At 55.8% G+C, this 20,373-nt stretch carries 15 protein-coding genes; 12 read left to right on the top strand and 3 right to left on the bottom strand.

The features are described from left to right. Positions 1-9 precede the first annotated feature (9 nt). Complete coding sequence (locus tag ABLV11_RS04450) at positions 10-330, bottom strand: DUF2756 family protein (protein ID WP_004106506.1); 321 nt, start codon at positions 328-330, stop codon at positions 10-12. A gap of 232 nt (positions 331-562) precedes the next feature. Here ABLV11_RS04450 and ggt point away from each other — a divergent pair, with 232 nt between their 5' ends. Next, a complete protein-coding gene (gene ggt, locus ABLV11_RS04445) occupies positions 563-2,305 on the top strand; it encodes a gamma-glutamyltransferase (protein WP_004106505.1) in 1,743 nt (580 codons plus the stop codon). Positions 2,306-2,355: 50 nt separating this feature from the next. Here ggt and yhhY read toward each other — a convergent pair whose 3' ends face one another. Further along, positions 2,356-2,847, bottom strand: coding sequence for an N-acetyltransferase (gene yhhY, locus ABLV11_RS04440; RefSeq protein WP_064373621.1), 492 nt, complete (start codon positions 2,845-2,847; stop codon positions 2,356-2,358). Positions 2,848-3,096: 249 nt separating this feature from the next. Next, positions 3,097-3,756 (bottom strand): polymer-forming cytoskeletal protein, encoded by a 660-nt coding sequence (locus ABLV11_RS04435; protein ID WP_004106503.1) that lies wholly within the window; start codon positions 3,754-3,756, stop codon positions 3,097-3,099. A 255-nt stretch (positions 3,757-4,011) separates the two neighbouring features. Between ABLV11_RS04435 and ABLV11_RS04430 the strand changes: the two genes are divergently transcribed. The 11 genes from ABLV11_RS04430 to glgP all read left to right on the top strand — a co-directional run bounded on the left by ABLV11_RS04430 (position 4,012) and on the right by glgP (position 20,373). Then, the gene (locus ABLV11_RS04430) at positions 4,012-5,049 is read left to right on the top strand and encodes an oxidoreductase (protein WP_004106502.1); all 1,038 of its coding nucleotides are present in this window, start codon (positions 4,012-4,014) and stop codon (positions 5,047-5,049) included. Positions 5,050-5,170: 121 nt separating this feature from the next. After that, on the top strand, positions 5,171-5,866 hold the full coding sequence (locus ABLV11_RS04425; protein WP_004116022.1) for a pirin family protein: 696 nt from the start codon (positions 5,171-5,173) through the stop codon (positions 5,864-5,866). A gap of 224 nt (positions 5,867-6,090) precedes the next feature. Continuing rightward, positions 6,091-7,086: a gluconate operon transcriptional repressor GntR gene (gntR, locus tag ABLV11_RS04420; protein WP_004106498.1), complete on the top strand. Its 996-nt coding sequence runs from the start codon at positions 6,091-6,093 to the stop codon at positions 7,084-7,086. Positions 7,087-7,267: 181 nt separating this feature from the next. Beyond that, positions 7,268-7,798, top strand: coding sequence for a gluconokinase (gene gntK, locus ABLV11_RS04415; RefSeq protein WP_004106496.1), 531 nt, complete (start codon positions 7,268-7,270; stop codon positions 7,796-7,798). After that, entirely contained in the window at positions 7,798-9,138 is a 1,341-nt protein-coding gene (gene gntU, locus ABLV11_RS04410; RefSeq protein ID WP_004106495.1) for a gluconate transporter, read from the top strand. The genes gntK and gntU overlap by 1 nt, the downstream gene beginning before the upstream one ends. A 449-nt stretch (positions 9,139-9,587) precedes the next feature. Next, the gene (gene asd / locus ABLV11_RS04405; protein WP_004106493.1) at positions 9,588-10,694 is read left to right on the top strand and encodes an aspartate-semialdehyde dehydrogenase; all 1,107 of its coding nucleotides are present in this window, start codon (positions 9,588-9,590) and stop codon (positions 10,692-10,694) included. Positions 10,695-10,942: 248 nt separating this feature from the next. After that, entirely contained in the window at positions 10,943-13,129 is a 2,187-nt protein-coding gene (gene glgB, locus ABLV11_RS04400; RefSeq protein WP_004106491.1) for a 1,4-alpha-glucan branching enzyme, read from the top strand. Further along, positions 13,126-15,102, top strand: a complete 1,977-nt coding sequence (glgX, locus tag ABLV11_RS04395; protein ID WP_004116020.1) for a glycogen debranching protein GlgX — start codon at positions 13,126-13,128, stop codon at positions 15,100-15,102. The genes glgB and glgX overlap by 4 nt, the downstream gene beginning before the upstream one ends. An 80-nt stretch (positions 15,103-15,182) precedes the next feature. After that, on the top strand, positions 15,183-16,478 hold the full coding sequence (gene glgC / locus ABLV11_RS04390; protein WP_004106488.1) for a glucose-1-phosphate adenylyltransferase: 1,296 nt from the start codon (positions 15,183-15,185) through the stop codon (positions 16,476-16,478). Beyond that, a complete protein-coding gene (gene glgA, locus ABLV11_RS04385) occupies positions 16,478-17,911 on the top strand; it encodes a glycogen synthase GlgA (protein WP_004106486.1) in 1,434 nt (477 codons plus the stop codon). The genes glgC and glgA overlap by 1 nt, the downstream gene beginning before the upstream one ends. Before the next feature lie 14 nt (positions 17,912-17,925). Beyond that, entirely contained in the window at positions 17,926-20,373 is a 2,448-nt protein-coding gene (gene glgP, locus ABLV11_RS04380) for a glycogen phosphorylase (protein ID WP_126488105.1), read from the top strand.

Genomic DNA, 20,373 nt, shown 5'->3' with positions numbered 1-20,373 from the left:
CAGGCGGCCTTACGGGGTCGTCTGGCGCTGCAGCATCCCACCGTTGTTGTTGGGTAGAGGCTGCTGCCGGTTCAGGTTGTTATTCTGCTGTACCCGCTGCCGATCGTTATTCAACTGCGTCTGAAGATGCTGCTGCTGCGTGCGCGACTGGCTCTGAATACCCTGCTTCAGATTGTTTTGCTGCTGCATTTGCTGGGTCTGCATCTGATTTTGCATCCGCTGCTGGCTGGGCACCACGTACCCCGGCTGATTGGGGTTATTGTCTATATTGATCGGCTGCGCCATGACGCTCAGCGGGACCAGTGCCGCCAGATATAACATTGCTTTCATTGTTCTCTCCTCACTTCGTGGGATCGCTTAAGTCTACTCCGTTTCCGGCGTAACAATGATCTTTTAGGACTTATCAGCCAGGCTTATACCCTAAATAATTCGAGTCGGAAGAAGGTGGCTCCCGATGAGCTTACTCAGGTAAGCGATGCGGGTGACGAGCGCGGACAGCGTAAGTGCGGCCTGAAGTATAACGGGTATCGACGGGGATAAAACACAATTCAGGAGTATGACAATGAGAAGAACAACGCTCTGGCGTCAGGTGGTCATCGCTGCGCTGCTGGCGGGCGGCAGTTTTACCGTCGCGGCAGATCCCGCCCCGCCTCCGGTCTCGTATGGTGTAGAGGAAGATGTTTTTCATCCGGTTCGCGCTCAGCAGGGGATGGTTGCCTCGGTGGATGCGCTGGCAACGAAGGTTGGCGTGGATATTTTACGTCAGGGCGGCAATGCGGTGGATGCTGCCGTGGCGGTGGGCTACGCGCTGGCGGTCACCCATCCTCAGGCCGGTAATATCGGCGGCGGCGGGTTTATGATGCTGCGAACCAAAGACGGTAATACCACGGCAATCGACTTCCGCGAGATGGCCCCTGAACAGGCCACCCGCGATATGTTTCTCGACGATCAGGGCAATCCGGACAGTAAGAAATCGCTGACCTCCCATCTGGCTTCCGGCATCCCGGGAACCGTGGCCGGCTTCTCCCTCGCGCTGGAGAAATACGGCACGATGCCGCTCAACAAAGTGATCCGTCCGGCAATTAAGCTGGCGGAAGAGGGCTTCACGGTCAACGATGCGCTGGCCGACGATCTGAAAACCTACGGCAGCGAAGTGATCCCCGACCATGCCAACAGCCGGGCTATTTTCTGGAAAAACGGCGAGCCGCTGAAAAAGGGCGATAAGCTGGTGCAAAAACAGCTGGGGAAAAGCCTGGAGCTGATTGCCGAGCTGGGGCCGGATGCCTTCTATAAAGGGGCGATCGCCGACCAGATTGCCGCGGAGATGAAGAATAACGGCGGACTAATCACCAAAGCGGATCTGGCGAATTACAACGCGGTTGAACGTACGCCGGTGAGCGGCGAGTATCGCGGCTATCAGGTGTTCTCCATGCCGCCCCCGTCGTCCGGGGGCATTCATATCGTGCAGATCCTGAATATCCTCGAAAACTTCGATATGCATAAGTACGGCTTCGGCAGCGCCGACGCCATGCAGGTGATGGCCGAAGCTGAAAAGCACGCCTATGCCGACCGTTCGGAATACCTTGGCGATCCGGACTTCGTCAAGGTGCCGTGGCAGGCGCTGACCAGCAAAGCCTACGCTAAATCGATTGCCGGGCAGATTGATGTCAATAAGGCGAAGCCGTCGAGCCAGATTCGCCCCGGTAAGCTGGCCCCCTATGAAAGCAACCAGACTACCCATTTCTCGGTGGTGGATAAGGACGGTAACGCCGTTGCGGTGACCTATACGCTGAACACCACCTTTGGCACCGGCATCGTGGCGGGGAACTCAGGCATTCTGCTGAACAATCAGATGGATGATTTCTCAGCTAAACCCGGCGTGCCGAACGTCTACGGGCTGGTGGGCGGCGACGCTAACGCCGTCGAGGCGAAAAAACGTCCGCTGTCATCGATGTCGCCAACGATTGTGGTGAAAGATGGCAAAACCTGGCTGGTGACCGGTAGCCCGGGCGGCAGCCGCATCATCACCACGGTACTGCAGATGGTGGTGAACACCATCGACTTTGGGATGAACGTCGCGGAAGCCACCAACGCCCCGCGCTTCCACCATCAATGGCTGCCGGACGAACTGCGGGTAGAGAAGGGGTTTAGCCCGGATACGCTGAAGCTGCTGGAGAGCAAAGGGCAGAAAGTGGCGGTGAAAGAGGCGATGGGCAGTACCCAGAGTATTATGGTTGGCCCGGATGGCACGCTGTACGGCGCATCCGATCCGCGTTCGCCGGATGATTTAACCGCAGGGTATTAGGTTTACCCTCACCCCGACCCTCTCCCTGCCGGGAGAGGGTTAGTTGAGCGTCACCCCTTCAGCCGCGCCATAAAGTAGGCATCGACATATTCGCCGTTGCGCAGGGCATACTTTCTCCCCGTCCCTTCAATTTCAAAGCCTAATTTCTGATATACCGCAACCGCGGGAGCGTTATCCACAAACACCGTCAACTCAATACGGTCAACGCGGAGCCAGTTGTCGCACATGTCGATCATGGTGCGAATCAGCTCACTGGCAACGCCGCGATTGTGCCATCGTGAATCCACGCAAATGCCGAAATCGGCGACGTGGCTCCGGCGCGGGCGCTGGATAACCTCAATGGCGAGGTGTCCCACGACCTGGTCATCTATGCTGGCGACCAACTGTTTGACGCCCGGTCGGTCGGTTAGTCGCTCGTGCCACATATGGCTGGAAGGATGAGGAACCTGTAGCGTATTGCGATATACCTCCGGCTGAGCATGGATCTGACGGATTGTGTCGTAATCTTTGGCTTCGGCATGGCGTATCACTATGTCGCTCATTCTTCATTTTCCTTGATGGGTTAATCGTCCTTCTAAACATCACTGACTTTAAAAGAGGGATCAACGACTATTTTTTGCAAAAAGAGGTGGACAAGTGCGAATGAGAATGATTATTATTGCTCTGCGTTCAGGGAGACCCTTGCGGAAAGCCTGAAAGCACGACATTGCTCACATTGCTTCCAGTATTACTTTAGCCAGCCGGGTGCTGGCTTTTTTTTTGCTTTTTTTCAGCCTGCGCCCGGATGTGGGTTACTGCGCCGCTTCGGCAGTATGCGCTTCCGCTCTCTCTTTCGTTTCTACCGCGGTATCTGTGATGAATCCCACCACGTTGTTCTTTTCCGCGACCGGCGGCAGCACTTCTGCCTGGCCGGAAAACACGCCGCCCTTTTTAATGGCCAGCGTACGGTAGGCCAGCGTTCCGGTGACGTTACCGTTTTTATCGATTTCAATGGTATCGCTACTGCACTGGCCGATGACGCAGCCGTCAATAACCAGTTCGCGGCAGGTAATGTTTCCCTCCAGCAGGCCGCCGGTCATGATCTTAATTTGGTTCTCTTTCGCGTCGATATCGCCGCTCACCGTGCCGTAGATATCGACATTACCCGCCGCAATAATGTTTCCTTCAAAGCGCATGCCGCTGGCGATGACCGTGGTATCCGGCTTCCTGGCCGCAGAGGTGACTTTGTCGTTGACCGGCGCGGGTACGCTGGCTGGCTGTGGCGTAACGTCGATAGTTTTATTCTTTTTAAACATATGGTTAACCCGATGGTATTGAAAATGAAAAACGAAGGATGACAGGGAGAAAGAACCAGATAACAAGGCCATGTACGTGGATTCGAAGCACCATGCCAGCAGGCCAAGCAGCCAGAAGAGAAGAGCGCTATTTATGGCTAAGTACTTGCTTTCCATGCGAATGAGATGGCTACTCCTTAGTCATCGTGGGTTGGAAAAGAGAAGGACGATGTGGCTTACTAACCGCCAGCGCGCTGGATAAAAAATGTTCTCTTCCTGAGGGTTTCTCTTATCCAGAAATTAGTCTGCGGGGTCAATCATTTTGAACGGTAAATTTAACATTTCAGAATATACCCCTCTGAATGTAGGGTTTAAGTTCGCTGCTGGCTTGCGCTATGGTTAATAGCAGCGATATTAACTAAGGACAGCGTTATGACTTTACACTGCGCATTTATTGGATTCGGCAAAAGTACCACCCGCTACCATCTTCCCTATGTTTTGCACCGAAAAGACCGCTGGCATGTGGCGCATATCTTCCGCCGCAGCGCCAGGCCGGAGGAGCAGGCGCCGCAGTATTCGCACATCCACTTCACCAGCGATCTCGATGAAGTGCTTAACGACCCGCAGGTCAAGCTGGTGATCGTGTGTACCCACGCGGACAGCCATTTTGACTATGCCAAACGGGCGCTGGAGGCGGGTAAAAATGTGCTGGTCGAAAAGCCTTTTACGCCGACTCTGGACGAGGCGAAGACGCTATTCGCGCTGGCGAAAAGCAAAGGGCTGACGGTCACTCCGTACCAGAACCGCCGCTTTGACTCCTGCTTTCTGACCACGAAGAAAGTCATTGAGAGCGGCAAACTGGGGGAGCTCGTCGAGATTGAAAACCATTTCGATAACTATCGCCCGATAGATGGTGGAAAGCCTGGCCTACCGCAGGATGGGACGTTCTATGGTCTGGGGGTCCATACCATGGACCAAATTATTGCTCTGTTTGGCCGCCCGGATCATGTGTCTTACGACATTCGTAGCCTGCGCAACCAGGCCAACCCGGACGATACTTTTGAGGCCCAGCTGTTCTACGGCAATCTGAAAGCGATTGTTAAATCCAGCCATCTGGTGAAGCTGCCCTACCCAAAATTCATCGTCCATGGTCATAAAGGGTCATTTATTAAATACGGTATCGACCAGCAGGAGACCAGCCTGAAGGCGAATATCATGCCCGGTGAGCCAGGATTCGGCGCGGACGATACGTTGGGCCTGCTGGAGTACGTCAATGAGGCAGGGGAAACCGTACGGGAAGAGGTTCCGCTTGAAACCGGCGACTATGGCCGCGTCTATGATTCGCTGTATGAAACCCTCGTTAACGGCCAGCCTAATTTCGTCAAGGAATCTGAGGTTCTCACGAATATCGAGATCCTTGAACGCGGCTTTGAGCAGCCGTCTCCCGCCACTATAACCCTTGCAGGATAAGCAACTCCGGCTCCTCTGTGCTTGTTCATATTTTTTGAACAGAGGAGTCAATTTTCACCCTCTATGATCGCCAGGGGATTGGGTCCACACTTATCCCATCGAAAACATACGGGGGTGCAACATGATCTACTTACGCAAAGCTAACGAACGCGGCCACGCTAACCACGGCTGGCTGGATTCCTGGCATACTTTCTCTTTTGCGAACTATTACGATCCTGACTTTATGGGCTTTTCGGCGCTGCGGGTTATCAACGATGACGTGATCGACGCAGGCCAGGGCTTCGGTACCCATCCGCATAAAGATATGGAAATTCTGACCTACGTGCTGGAAGGGGCCGTGGAGCATCAGGACAGCATGGGTAACAAAGAGCAGGTTCCGGCGGGTGAGTTTCAGATCATGAGCGCGGGTACCGGTATTCGTCACTCTGAGTACAACCCAAGCGCCACGGAAAAACTGCATCTGTACCAGATCTGGATTATGCCGGAAAAAAATGGCATCACTCCGCGCTACGAACAGCGCCGCTTTGATGCCGTTCAGGGCAAACAGCTGGTGCTGTCGCCGGATGCTCGCGAAGGCTCGCTGAAGGTGTACCAGGATATGGAACTGTACCGCTGGGCACTGCTGAAAGATGAGCAGTCGGTGCATCAGATTGCCGCCGAACGCCGGGTGTGGATCCAGGTGGTAAAAGGTGATGTGACGATTAACGGGACAAAAGCCACCACCAGCGATGGCCTGGCCATTTGGGACGAGCAGGCGATTTCCGTGCATGCTGACGGCGATAGCGAGATACTGCTGTTCGATCTGCCGCCAGTCTGATACGCATCATCCTTCAAGCCGCATTTTTGTTGGCTCTCCTCACTCACCCCGGTCGCGTACCCCTTGTACGCTTCCGGGGGTTCGTTGCGTTGCCGCCTCAATGCAACTTGAATGATTTTGCGTATCAACTCTAAATTAATCTGTTAGCCCTCTTTTCTCCGGGAAGGTTGGGCTTTGTCCGTGATAAACTGAGAAAATGTCTCCCGTTTATCACAGTCAGGACGATGAAAAAGAAAAGACCCGTACTTCAGGATGTAGCCGATCTTGTCGGCGTGACCAAAATGACGGTCAGTCGCTATTTACGTAACCCGGAACAGGTTTCCGAAGCGCTGCGTGGCAAGATTGCCGTTGCTCTCGATGAACTGGGTTATATTCCTAATCGCGCCCCTGATATCCTCTCTAATGCTACCAGCCGCGCCATTGGCGTGCTGCTGCCCTCGTTAACTAACCAGGTCTTCTCGGAAGTGCTGCGCGGTATTGAAAGCGTAACCGACTCTTTCGGCTATCAGACTATGCTGGCGCACTACGGCTATAAGCCGGAAATGGAAGAAAAACGCCTGGAATCGATGCTCTCCTGGAATATTGACGGCCTGATCCTTACCGAACGGACCCATACGCCGCGAACCCTGAAGATGATTGAAGTCGCGGGTATCCCGGTTGTGGAGCTGATGGACAGTCAGTCGCCGTGCCTCGATATCGCCGTCGGCTTTGATAACTTTGAAGCGGCCCGACAGATGACCGCGGCGATTATCAATCATGGTCACCGTCACGTTGCCTATCTTGGCGCACGTCTTGATGAACGTACTATCATCAAACAGAAGGGGTATGAGCAAGCGATGCTTGATGCCGGTATGACGCCCTACAGCGTGATGGTTGAGCAGTCTTCTTCTTATTCATCGGGAATTGAGCTAATGCGCCAGGCGCGTCGCGAATATCCGCAGCTTGACGGCATTTTCTGTACCAACGATGACCTTGCGGTCGGCGCAGCGTTTGAGTGCCAGCGGCTGGGGCTTAAAATCCCTGACGATATGGCGATTGCCGGTTTCCACGGCCACGATATTGGTCAGGTGATGGAGCCGCGTCTGGCCAGCGTGCTGACGCCGCGTGAGCGTATGGGACGGATTGGCGCTGAACGTCTGCTGGCGCGGATACGCGGTGAAGCGGTGACGCCTAAGATGTTAGATTTAGGTTTCACATTGTCACCGGGAGGATCTATTTAAACTGACAAATTTGAAGTAGATCACACATATTCACATCTGGCACGAATGGTTATTGCTTCTCCACTACTCCGGCATGACAATGTTACCGATAACAGTTACCCGTAACAATTAATCTGTACGCCAGTATTCCACGCCGTTAAACGCTGCCAGGCTGCGCGTATGTGTCCAGTGGGAGGAAGCTTTGAGCACGACTAACCATGATCACCACATCTATGTCCTGATGGGCGTTTCCGGCAGCGGGAAATCCGCTGTCGCCAGCGAAGTGGCGCATCAACTGCACGCCGCGTTTCTCGACGGCGACTTTCTTCATCCGCGCAGCAATATCAACAAGATGGCTTCCGGCGAACCGTTAAATGATGACGACCGCACCCCGTGGCTGCAGGCGCTGAACGATGCCGCCTTTGCTATGCAGCGCACCAATAAAGTATCGCTGATTGTCTGCTCCGCGTTGAAAAAGAGCTATCGCGACATCCTGCGTAAAGGTAACCCGAACCTCTCCTTTATCTATCTGAAAGGCGATTTTGCGGTTATCGAACAACGTCTGAAGGCGCGTAAAGGCCACTTCTTTAAGACTCAGATGCTGGTTACGCAGTTTGAGACGCTGCAGGAACCGGGCGCGGATGAAAGCGATGTGTTAATCGTCGATATCGACCAGTCATTGGAAGGCGTGGTCGCCAGCACCATTGAGGTGATCAACAAAGGCAGTAACTAGTGAGTACATTAACGCTTGTTTTGACAGCAGTCGGCTCCGTTTTGCTGCTGCTGTTTTTAGTCATGAAGGCGCGTATGCATGCCTTCGTGGCTTTGATGGTGGTTTCTATTGGAGCAGGGCTTTTTTCCGGAATGCCGTTAGATAAGATCGCGGCGACGATGGAAAAAGGCATGGGCGGCACGCTGGGTTTTCTGGCTATCGTCGTCGCGTTAGGGGCTATGTTTGGTAAGATCCTGCATGAAACCGGCGCGGTCGACCAGATTGCCGTTAAGATGCTGAGATCTTTCGGCCACAATCGCGCCCACTATGCCATAGGTCTGGCCGGGCTTATCTGCGCGCTGCCGCTGTTTTTTGAAGTGGCGATCGTGCTGCTGATCAGCGTGGCTTTCTCAATGGCGCGCCATACCGGCACCAACCTTGTGAAGCTGGTGATCCCGCTCTTTGCTGGCGTAGCCGCCGCGGCCGCGTTCCTGCTACCGGGGCCTGCGCCGATGCTGCTCGCCTCGCAGATGCATGCCGACTTTGGCTGGATGATCCTGATTGGCCTGTGCGCCGCTATCCCGGGGATGATTATTGCCGGGCCGCTGTGGGGTAACTTCATCAGCCGCTATGTTGAACTGCACATTCCGGACGATATTAGCGAGCCACACCTTGGCGAAGGCAAAATGCCGTCGTTCGGCTTCAGCCTGTCGCTGATTCTGCTGCCGCTGGTGCTGGTTGGCCTGAAAACCATCGCCGCGCGCTTTGTGCCGGAAGGTTCTACCGCTTACGAATGGTTTGAGTTTATCGGCCATCCGTTTACCGCGATTCTGGTGGCGTGCCTGGTGGCTATCTATGGTCTGGCGGTACGTCAGGGAATGGCTAAAGATCGGGTGATGGAGATTTGCGGTCATGCGCTCCAGCCTGCGGGCATCATCCTGCTGGTCATCGGTGCGGGCGGGGTGTTTAAACAGGTGCTGGTCGACTCCGGCGTAGGCCCTGCCCTCGGTGAAGCGTTAACCGGTATGGGCCTGCCGATTGCCATCACCTGCTTCGTGCTGGCGGCGGCGGTGCGTATTATTCAGGGTTCCGCGACCGTTGCCTGCCTGACGGCAGTCGGGCTGGTGATGCCGGTTATTGAACAGCTGCACTACAGCGGCGCGCAGATGGCGGCGCTCTCTATCTGTATCGCCGGCGGTTCTATCGTGGTCAGCCACGTTAACGACGCGGGCTTCTGGTTGTTCGGCAAGTTTACCGGCGCGACCGAAGCGCAAACGCTGAAAACCTGGACGATGATGGAAACCATCCTCGGCACCGTCGGGGCGATTGTTGGTATGATTGCGTTTACGCTGTTGAGCTAAATGCCAAAGTGATAACCCGGCGGAGCGAAGCGATGCCGGGTTAATTTCATGCTCGACTTATATCGAAAACCTTTAGCTTTAACCCTCTCCCGATCTGCCACTATCAGAAATACGATAAACGTCATATGGCTCACAAACCCACGCCACGCCTGGTTTTATCGGTCTTCTCTGCAAGAATAAAACAACCCAATTTCTGCTGTAATCCATAATCTTGATCAATAAAATAGCGGCGGAAAATATTCCCTTCTCAATCTAAATTCCCTGATAATTATTCGGGTATTCCGGGGTGCCAGTGACGGCGGCCGCCAGGCAAAATTAGCTGCGTTACTGATTGCCTGGCAATCATTGATTAATTTCACTTGCGACTTTAGCTGCATTTTGTAATGTGAAGGACTAACCAGTAGGAAACTGGCCTGGAACAAACAGCACACACCTCGCAGGAATACGTTATGAAAAATGTTGGTTTTATCGGCTGGCGCGGAATGGTCGGCTCTGTCCTCATGCAACGCATGGTAGAAGAGCGCGATTTTGACGCCATTCGCCCTGTTTTTTTCTCCACCTCCCAGTTGGGGCAGCCTGCTCCATCCTTTGGTGGCAGTACCGGTGGCACGCTTCAGGATGCATTCGATCTGGAAGCACTGAAGGCGCTGGACATTATTGTCACGTGTCAGGGCGGCGATTACACCAACGATATTTACCCGAAGCTGCGTGAAAGCGGCTGGCAGGGCTACTGGATTGACGCCGCCTCTTCGCTGCGCATGAAAGACGACGCCATCATTATTCTTGACCCGGTGAACCAGGATGTCATTACCGCAGGTCTGAACAACGGCGTTAAAACCTTTGTCGGCGGCAACTGTACCGTTAGCCTGATGCTGATGTCCCTCGGCGGCCTGTTTGCTCAGGATCTGGTTGAGTGGGTGAGCGTGGCGACTTACCAGGCGGCTTCCGGCGGCGGTGCGCGTCATATGCGCGAACTGCTGACCCAGATGGGCCAGCTGCACAGCCATGTTGCGGCTGAGCTGGCGGATCCGGCTTCCGCAATCCTGGAGATTGAACGCAAAGTCACCTCTTTGACCCGCAGCGGCGAACTGGCGGTGGATAACTTTGGCGTTCCTCTGGCGGGCAGCCTGATCCCATGGATCGACAAACAGCTGGATAACGGCCAGAGCCGTGAAGAGTGGAAAGGCCAGGCGGAGACTAACAAAATCCTCGCGACCGCCTCACCGATTCCGGTAGACGGCCTGTGCGTTCGCGTTGGCGCGCTGCGCTGCCATAGCCAGGCGTTTACCATCAAGCTGAAAAAAGATGTTTCTATTCCGACCGTTGAAGAACTGCTGGCCGCGCACAACCCGTGGGCCAAAGTGGTGCCGAACGATCGTGATATTACTATGCGTGAGCTGACCCCGGCTGCCGTCACCGGCACCCTGACCACCCCGGTGGGGCGCCTGCGTAAACTGAATATGGGGCCGGAGTATCTGTCGGCGTTCACCGTTGGTGACCAGCTACTGTGGGGGGCCGCCGAGCCGCTCCGCCGTATGCTAAGACAGCTGGCGTAGTCGTCACAAGATGAGAAAAGGGGTGTTGAAACACCCCTTTTTTTTGCGTAATACAAGGAGTAAACGCGAATGTTAGATTTTTCCCAACGGAGGTAACTCAGCCTTGGCTATGCTTTAAGTAAGGAGTCATGACGTCTCCTTACCTGAAGGTGGGACGGAGCAGGGGGACGCGTAACGTGCTGCGCCGTTCAGGTCAAAAAAAAGTCGCCAGATACAGGAAAGGGCGACACCTACAACAGGATGAAACCATGTCTAATCGTATCGATAAGGACGTGATTAATGCGCTTATCGCCGGCCATTTTGCGGATCCTTTTTCCGTGCTTGGCATGCATTACACCGACGCCGGGCTGGAAGTTCGTGCATTATTACCCGATGCCACCGAAGTGTGGGTCATTGAACCAAAAACCGGACGCAAAGTCGGCAAGCTGGAATGCCTCGACTCGCGCGGTTTCTTTAGCGGCGTTCTGCCGCGTCGTAAAAATCCTTTTCGTTATCAGTTGGCTGTCACCTGGCACGGGCAGCAGAATCTGATCGATGACCCGTACCGTTTTGGCCCGCTGCTGCAGGATCTGGATGTCTGGCTGCTGTCGGAAGGCACGCACCTGCGTCCGTATGAAACGTTGGGCGCGCATGCCGATACTATGGACGGCGTGGTCGGCACGCGTTTCTCGGTCTGGGCGCCTAACGCCCGTCGGGTGTCGGTCGTCGGCCAGTTTAACTACTGGGATGGTCGCCGCCACCCGATGCGCCTGCGTAAAGAGTCCGGCATCTGGGAGCTGTTCGTTCCCGGCGCGCTGAACGGCCAGCTGTATAAATTCGAGCTGATTGATGCCCACGGCAACCTGCGGGTGAAGTCCGACCCTTACGCCTTTGAAGCGCAGATGCGCCCGGATAGCGCCTCGCTCATCTGCGGGCTGCCGGAAAAGGTCCAGCAGCCGCCGGAGCGCAAGCTGGCTAACCAGTTTGATGCGCCAATCTCGATTTATGAGGTGCACCTCGGCTCCTGGCGTCGCCATACCGATAATAACTTCTGGCTGAGCTACCGCGAGCTTGCCGACCAACTGGTGCCTTATGCCAAATGGATGGGCTTCACCCATCTTGAACTACTACCGGTTAATGAGCATCCGTTTGACGGCAGCTGGGGCTATCAGCCAACCGGGCTATATGCGCCAACTCGTCGCTTCGGCACCCGGGAGGATTTCCTCTACTTTATCAACGCCGCGCACGCTGCGGGCCTGAACGTGATTCTGGACTGGGTACCCGGCCATTTTCCGGCGGATGATTTCGCGCTCGCCTCGTTTGACGGCACCTCGTTGTATGAACATAGCGACCCGCGCGAAGGCTACCACCAGGACTGGAACACCCTGATTTACAACTACGGTCGTCGCGAGGTCAGTAATTATCTGGTCGGCAATGCGCTGTACTGGATCGAACGCTTCGGCATTGACGCGCTGCGGGTTGATGCGGTGGCATCAATGATTTATCGCGACTATAGCCGCAAACAGGGCGAGTGGGTGCCGAACGAATTCGGCGGTCGGGAAAACCTTGAAGCCATTGAGTTTCTGCGCAATACCAACCGCGTGCTGGGCGAGCAGACGCCGGGCGCGGTGACGATGGCGGAAGAGTCGACCGATTTCCCCGGCGTGTCTCGTCCTTCCTCCACCGGCGGGCTCGGCTTCTGGTTCAAGTGGAACCTTGGCTGGATGCACGACACCCTCGACTATATGAAGCTGGACCCGGTGCATCGCCGACATCATCACGACAAGATGACCTTCGGTATGCTCTACAACTACACCGAAAACTTTGTCCTGCCGCTCTCTCATGATGAGGTCGTGCACGGCAAAAAATCGATACTCGACCGTATGCCGGGCGATGCCTGGCAGAAGTTCGCTAACCTGCGCGCGTACTACGGCTGGCTGTTTGCCTTCCCGGGTAAAAAGCTCCTGTTTATGGGCAATGAGTTTGCTCAAGGGCGAGAGTGGAACCACGATACAAGCCTCGACTGGCATCTGCTGGAAGGCGGCGATAACTGGCACCACGGCGTTCAGCGGCTGGTGCGCGACCTCAACCATACTTATCGCCACCATAAAGCGCTGCATGAACTGGATTTTGACCCCTACGGATTTGAATGGCTGGTGGTGGACGACCACGAGCGCTCGGTCTTTATCTTTGTTCGTCGCGACAGGGCGGGTAACGAAATTATCGTCGCCAGCAACTTCACGCCAGTGCCGCGCCATGAGTATCGCTTTGGCATCAACCAGCCTGGCCGCTGGCGTGAAGAGCTGAACACCGACTCTATGCACTACCACGGTAGCAATACCGGCAACGGCGGCGTCGTCGAGAGCGACCCGATCGCCAGCCACGGTCGTGAACACTCGCTCTCCATTACGCTGCCGCCGCTGGCGACGGTATGGCTGGTGCGGGAGGCGCAATGATCGCACTCACGGCAGGAAAGCCCGCGCCTTTAGGGGCCAGCTACGACGGTAAGGGCGTGAATTTCGCGCTCTTTTCCGCCCATGCGGAGCGGGTGGAACTCTGCGTGTTTGACGAGCAGGGCAATGAGCGGCGAGTCGACCTGCCCGCACGCAGCGGCGATATCTGGCACGGCTGGCTCGCCGATGTCGGGCCAGGTCTGCGCTACGGCTACCGCGTCCACGGCCCCTGGGACCCGGCGCAGGGGCACCGTTTCAATCCGGCAAAGCTGCTGCTCGATCCCTGCTGCCACCAGGTGGATGGCGGACTGCCTGACGACGAGCGACTTCACGGCGGCGATAGCGTTCCCGATAACCGCGATAGCGCGGCAATAGCGCCGAAGTCGCGGGTAATCGACCTCCATTATGACTGGCGCGGCGATAAGCCGCCGCGCACGCCGTGGGGCCAGACGGTGATTTATGAAGCCCACGTCAAGGGGCTGACCTGGCTGCATCCTGAGCTGCCGGAAGAGATCCGCGGCACCTACAAAGCGCTGGGTCATCCGGTGATGATCGAATACTTCCGCACGCTCGGCATTACTGCACTAGAGTTAATGCCGGTGGCGCAGTTCGCCAGCGAACCGCGTCTGCAGAGGATGGGGTTAAGCAACTATTGGGGCTACAACCCGCTGGCGATTTTTGCCCTCGATACGCGCTACGCCAGCGCGCCGGAGCAGGCGTTAAACGAATTTCGCGATGCGGTAAAAGCGCTGCACGCGGCAGGTATTGAAGTAATCCTTGACGTGGTGTTGAACCATAGCGCGGAGATAGACCTGGAAGGGCCGACCTTCTCCCTGCGCGGAATCGACAACCGTAGCTATTATTGGATCAGGGAAGACGGTGATTACCACAACTGGACCGGCTGCGGGAACACCCTCAACCTCAGCCATCCCGGGGTGGTGGAGTATGCGCGCCAGTGTCTGCGCTTTTGGGTCGATGAGTGCCACGTCGACGGTTTTCGTTTCGACCTCGCCTCGGTAATGGGGCGGACGCCGGAGTTTCGTCAGGATGCGCCGCTGTTTGAGGCCATTCGTAACGATCCGCGGCTGGCGGAAGTGAAGCTGATTGCCGAGCCCTGGGATATCGGTCCCGGGGGCTACCAGGTCGGTAACTTTCCGCCGTTGTTTGCTGAATGGAACGACCATTTCCGCGATACCGCACGTCGATTCTGGCTACAGCAGAACGTCTCGCTGGGCGACTTCGCGCTGCGTTTTGCCGCATCGAGCGACGTTTTCCAGCGTAACGGCAGAGCGCCGTCGGCGGCGATTAATCTGGTCACCGCGCACGATGGTTTCACCCTGCGCGACTGCGTTTGTTTCAATCAGAAACACAATGAGGCAAACGGGGAGGAGAATCGCGATGGGACTAACAATAACTACAGCAACAATCATGGTATAGAAGGATTAGAAGGGAGTCTTGCCGTCATTGAGCGGCGCCGTGCCAGCGTTCACGCTCTTCTGGCGACGCTACTGCTGGCGCAGGGAACGCCGATGCTGCTGGCGGGTGACGAACACGGTCACAGCCAGCATGGCAACAACAATGCTTACTGTCAGGACAATGCGTTGACCTGGCTGGACTGGAACCATACTAACCGCGGGCTGACCGCGTTCACCGCCGCGTTGATTCATCTGCGCCAGCGTATTTCGGCTTTAACCGATAATCGCTGGTGGCAGGAGGGAGACGGCAGCGTTCGCTGGTTAAACCAACATGCTCAGCCGCTGTCCGCTGATGAATGGCAGCACGGTGCGCCGCGCATGCAGATCCTATTGTCCGATCGCTGGCTGATGGCGCTGAACGCCACCGCCGAGGTGGCAGAGATGGTTTTACCCGCGGGGGAATGGCGCGCCATTCCACCTTTCGCCGGAGAGGATAATCCGGTCACTATGGCTGTCTGGCATGGGCCCGCGCACGGAGTGTGCGTATTTCAAAGGTCGTAACCTCGGGGCTTCCGGTTGGTCTCGAAGCGGCGGCGCGACGAGAAGGGCAGGCAAGCTGGGGAGTAAAAAAGGAGTTAATTATGGTTGGGGTAGAAAAGAACGATCCATTGATGCTGGCGCGTCAGTTGCCGATCAAATCCGTTGCGCTGATCCTTGCCGGGGGACGTGGTACCCGTCTGAAGGATCTGACCAATAAACGCGCGAAACCTGCTGTCCATTTCGGCGGCAAGTTCCGTATTATCGATTTTGCGTTATCTAACTGTATTAACTCAGGTATTCGTCGTATCGGCGTCATCACCCAGTATCAATCGCATACTCTGGTGCAGCATATTCAGCGCGGCTGGTCTTTTTTCAATGAAGAGATGAACGAATTTGTTGACCTGCTGCCCGCCCAGCAAAGGATGCAGGGAGAAAACTGGTATCGCGGCACCGCGGACGCGGTGACGCAGAACCTCGACATCATTCGTCGCTACAAGGCGGAGTATGTCGTCATCCTCGCCGGCGACCATATCTACAAACAAGACTACTCGCGGATGCTTATCGACCATGTCGAAAAAGGCGCGCGTTGCACCGTTGCCTGTATGCCGGTGCCTATTGAAGAAGCACGGGCGTTTGGCGTAATGGCGGTGGACGAGAGCGATAAGATTATCGATTTCGTCGAAAAACCGGCTAACCCTCCGGCGATGCCGGGCGATGCGAGCAAATCGCTGGCGAGTATGGGTATCTATGTCTTTGACGCGGATTACCTTTATGAGCTTCTGGAAGAAGACGACAGCGATGAAAGCTCCAGCCACGATTTTGGTAAAGACATCATTCCGAAAATCACCAAAGCTGGCATGGCTTATGCACATCCTTTCCCGCTTTCCTGCGTGCAGTCCGATCCGCAGTCTGAGCCCTACTGGCGGGATGTCGGGACCCTGGAAGCGTACTGGAAAGCCAACCTCGATCTGGCTTCGGTGACCCCGGAACTGGATATGTACGATCAGAACTGGCCGATTCGCACCCATATGGAGCCTCTGCCTCCGGCGAAATTCGTTCAGGACCGCTCGGGTAGCCACGGGATGACCCTCAACTCGCTGGTCTCCGGCGGCTGTATCATCTCCGGTTCGGTGGTTGTGCAGTCGGTGCTGTTCCCGCGCGTGCGGGTGAATTCATTCTGTAATATTGATTCGGCAGTCTTGCTGCCAGAGGTTTGGGTTGGCCGTTCGTGCCGCCTGCGTCGCTGCATTATTGACCGTGCCTGCGTGATACCGGAAGGTATGGTTGTTGGTGAGAACGCGGAAGAGGATGCACGCCGTTTCTACCGCTCGGAGGAAGGTATCGTGCTGGTCACCCGCGACATGCTGCGGAAATTGGGGTACCCACAGGAGCGCTAATGCAGGTATTACATGTATGTTCAGAGATGTTCCCGCTGTTAAAAACCGGTGGACTGGCGGATGTGATCGGCGCGCTGCCTGCAGCGCAAATTGCCGGGGGCGTTGATACGCGCGTACTGTTGCCCGCGTTTCCTGATATCCGCCGCGGCGTGACGGATGCGCAGGTGGTAACGCGCCGGGAGACGTTTGCCGGGCGTATCACTTTACTGTTCGGCCACTTTAACGGCGTGGGCATCTATCTGATTGATGCCCCGCATCTCTACGATCGTCCGGGGAGCCCTTACCACGATACCAATCAGCATGCCTATACCGACAACGTGCTGCGCTTCGCGCTGCTGGGCTGGGTAGGCAGCGAGATGGCCTGCGGCCTGGATCCTTTCTGGCGTCCCGATGTTGTTCACGCCCACGACTGGCACGCGGGGCTGACCCCTGCCTACCTGGCGGCGCGCGGCCACCCGGCGAAGTCAGTCTTTACGGTGCATAACCTGGCCTATCAGGGGATGTTCTACTCGTGGCATATGAACGACATTGAGCTGCCCTGGTCGTTCTATAACGTTCATGGCCTCGAATTTAACGGTCAGATCTCCTTCCTGAAGGCGGGTCTTTACTACGCCGACCATATTACGGCGGTTAGTCCAACCTATGCCCGCGAAATCACCGAGCCGCAGTTCGCTTACGGGATGGAAGGGCTGCTGCGCCAGCGACAGCATGAGGGCCGCCTTTCGGGGATCCTCAACGGAGTGGATGATCATATCTGGAATCCGGAAAGCGACCTGCTGCTGGCCGCGCGCTATGACCGCGATCGGCTGGAAGAGAAGGCTGAGAACAAACGTCAGCTGCAAATCGCCATGGGGCTGAAGGTGGATGATAAAGCGCCGCTGTTTGCCGTGGTTAGCCGTTTGACCAGCCAGAAAGGGTTGGACCTGGTGCTGGAGGCGCTGCCGGGCCTGCTGGAGCAGGGCGGTCAGCTGGCGCTGCTGGGGGCTGGCGATCCGGTACTGCAGGAGGGCTTCCTGGCCGCTGCGGCCGAGCATCCGGGCAAAGTCGGCGTTCAGATTGGCTACCATGAGGCATTCTCTCACCGCATTATGGGCGGCGCCGATGTGATTCTGGTGCCCAGCCGTTTTGAACCGTGCGGCTTGACCCAGCTGTACGGCCTGAAGTACGGCACGCTACCGCTGGTGCGGCGCACCGGCGGTCTGGCAGACACCGTTTCCGACTGCTCGCTGGAGAATCTCGCCGACGGTCTGGCTACCGGCTTTGTTTTTGAAGATAGCAACGCTGTGTCGCTGCTGCGGGCCATTCGACGCACGTTCGTCCTGTGGTCGCGCCCATCGCTCTGGCGTTACGTCCAGCGCCAGGCGATGAATATGGATTTTAGCTGGCAGGTTGCCGCAAACTCTTACCGCGAACTTTATCAACGCTTGCTGTAACCAGGAGCAAAGCTATGAATGTACCTTTTAGCTACTCATCACCCACCCTGAGCGTTGAGGCGTTAAAGCACTCTATTGCTTATAAACTGATGTTTATTATCGGTAAAGATCCGGCTATCGCGAACAAGCATGAATGGCTTAATGCTACGCTGTTCGCCGTTCGCGATCGCATGGTTGAGCGCTGGCTACGTTCAAACCGGGCGCAGCTCTCTCAGGAGGTGCGCCAGGTATACTATCTGTCGATGGAATTTTTGATTGGCCGTACTTTATCCAACGCGCTGTTATCGCTCGGTATTTATGAAGATGTGAATAGCGCGCTGGAAGAAATGGGGCTGAATCTTGAAGAGCTGATTGATGAAGAGAATGACCCGGGCCTGGGCAACGGCGGCCTGGGGCGTCTGGCCGCCTGCTTCCTTGACTCGCTGGCGGCGCTGGGTTTACCGGGCCGTGGCTACGGTATTCGCTACGACTACGGCATGTTTAAGCAAAACATCGTCGATGGGCGGCAGAAAGAGTCCCCGGATTACTGGCTGGAGTATGGTAACCCGTGGGAATTTGAGCGCCACAATACGCGCTATAAAGTGCGTTTCGGCGGCCGCATTCAGCAGGAAGGTAAACATTCACGCTGGGTGGAAACCGAAGAGATTATTGCTGAAGCCTACGATCAGATTATCCCGGGTTTTGATACCGACGCCACCAATACGCTGCGTCTGTGGAGCGCGCAGGCCAGCAGCGAGATTAACCTCGGTAAATTTAATCAGGGCGACTACTTCGCGGCGGTGGAAGATAAAAACCACTCCGAGAACGTGTCGCGGGTACTTTATCCGGATGACTCCACCTATTCCGGGCGCGAGCTGCGCCTGCGGCAGGAGTATTTCCTCGTGTCGGCGACGGTACAAGATATCCTCAGCCGCCACTACCAGCTGCATAAAACCAACGCCAATCTGGCGGATAAAATCGCGATTCATCTCAATGACACGCACCCGGTGCTGTCGATTCCGGAGCTGATGCGCCTGCTGATTGACGAGCATAAGTTCAGCTGGGATGAGGCGTTCGAGGTAACCTGCCAGGTCTTCTCTTATACCAACCATACCCTGATGAGCGAAGCGCTGGAGACCTGGCCCGTCGACATGCTGGGTAAAATTCTGCCGCGTCATTTGCAGATTATTTTCGAGATTAATGACTACTTCCTGAAGACCCTGCAGGAGCAGTATCCCAACGATACGGCGATGCTGGGTCGTACGTCGATTATCGACGAGTCTAACGGGCGTCGCGTCCGTATGGCGTGGCTGGCGGTGGTGGTAAGCCACAAGGTCAACGGCGTGTCGGAGCTGCACTCCCGGCTGATGGTTGAGTCGCTGTTTGCCGAATTTGCCAAAATTTTTCCGATGCGCTTCACCAATGTCACGAATGGCGTGACTCCGCGCCGCTGGCTGGCGCTGGCGAATCCGCCGTTGTCAAAAGTGCTGGATGAAAATATCGGTCATACCTGGCGCACGGATTTAAGTCAGCTGAAGGAGCTGGAGCAGCATATCGACTATCCGAAGGTCAATCAGGCGGTACGCCAGGCCAAGCTGGAAAACAAGCAGCGGCTGGCGAACTACATCGGCCAGCAGCTTAACGTGGTCGTCAACCCGAAGGCTCTGTTTGATGTGCAGATCAAGCGTATTCACGAGTACAAACGTCAGTTGATGAACGTGCTGCATGTGATCACTCGCTACAATCGCATCAAAGCCGATCCTGACGCTGAGTGGGTACCGCGAGTGAATATTTTCGCCGGAAAGGCGGCTTCGGCTTACTATATGGCGAAGCATATTATTCATTTAATTAATGATGTCGCGGCGGTAGTGAATAACGATCCGGAAGTTGGCGATAAGCTGAAAGTGGTGTTTATTCCTAACTACAGCGTTAGCCTCGCGCAGCTGATCATTCCGGCGGCGGATCTCTCCGAGCAGATCTCTCTGGCAGGGACGGAGGCGTCCGGTACCAGCAACATGAAGTTCGCGCTTAACGGTGCGTTAACCATTGGTACTCTGGATGGCGCTAACGTTGAGATGCAGGAGCACGTTGGGGCGGATAATTTCTTTATCTTCGGTAATACAGCGGAACAAGTTGAAGCCCTGCGGGCCAATGGCTATAAACCGCGTGATTACTACGAGCAGGATGAAGAGCTGCACCAGGCGCTGACGCAGATTGGCACCGGCCTGTTTAGTCCATCTGAACCGGGACGTTACCGCGACCTGCTGGATTCGCTGATTAACTTCGGCGACCACTATCAGGTTCTGGCGGATTACCGTAGCTACGTGGATTGTCAGGATAAGGTGGATGAGCTGTACCGTCATCCGGAGGAGTGGGCCAATAAAGCGATGCTGAATATCGCTAATATGGGTTACTTCTCGTCCGATCGCACGATTAAAGAGTATGCCGACCATATCTGGCATATCGATCCGGTAAGGCTGTAA

Source organism: Klebsiella sp. GW_Kp181 (genome assembly GCF_040062315.1).
GTDB classification, from domain to species: domain Bacteria; phylum Pseudomonadota; class Gammaproteobacteria; order Enterobacterales; family Enterobacteriaceae; genus Klebsiella; species Klebsiella oxytoca.
This window is presented reverse-complemented; position numbering and strand designations above follow the sequence as displayed.

Bases quoted from the DNA above. Each gene is read 5' to 3' on its own strand.
- ggt (WP_004106505.1), top strand. From the start codon at position 563: ATGAGAAGAACAACGCTCTGGCGTCAGGTGGTCATCGCTGCGCTGCTG.
- ABLV11_RS04425 (WP_004116022.1), top strand. From the start codon at position 5,171: ATGATCTACTTACGCAAAGCTAACGAACGCGGCCACGCTAACCACGGC.
- ABLV11_RS04430 (WP_004106502.1), top strand. From the start codon at position 4,012: ATGACTTTACACTGCGCATTTATTGGATTCGGCAAAAGTACCACCCGC.
- yhhY (WP_064373621.1), bottom strand. From the start codon at position 2,847: ATGAGCGACATAGTGATACGCCATGCCGAAGCCAAAGATTACGACACA.
- ABLV11_RS04435 (WP_004106503.1), bottom strand. From the start codon at position 3,756: ATGGAAAGCAAGTACTTAGCCATAAATAGCGCTCTTCTCTTCTGGCTG.
- glgA (WP_004106486.1), top strand. From the start codon at position 16,478: ATGCAGGTATTACATGTATGTTCAGAGATGTTCCCGCTGTTAAAAACC.
- glgC (WP_004106488.1), top strand. From the start codon at position 15,183: ATGGTTGGGGTAGAAAAGAACGATCCATTGATGCTGGCGCGTCAGTTG.
- asd (WP_004106493.1), top strand. From the start codon at position 9,588: ATGAAAAATGTTGGTTTTATCGGCTGGCGCGGAATGGTCGGCTCTGTC.
- gntR (WP_004106498.1), top strand. From the start codon at position 6,091: ATGAAAAAGAAAAGACCCGTACTTCAGGATGTAGCCGATCTTGTCGGC.
- ABLV11_RS04450 (WP_004106506.1), bottom strand. From the start codon at position 330: ATGAAAGCAATGTTATATCTGGCGGCACTGGTCCCGCTGAGCGTCATG.
- glgP (WP_126488105.1), top strand. From the start codon at position 17,926: ATGAATGTACCTTTTAGCTACTCATCACCCACCCTGAGCGTTGAGGCG.
- glgX (WP_004116020.1), top strand. From the start codon at position 13,126: ATGATCGCACTCACGGCAGGAAAGCCCGCGCCTTTAGGGGCCAGCTAC.
- glgB (WP_004106491.1), top strand. From the start codon at position 10,943: ATGTCTAATCGTATCGATAAGGACGTGATTAATGCGCTTATCGCCGGC.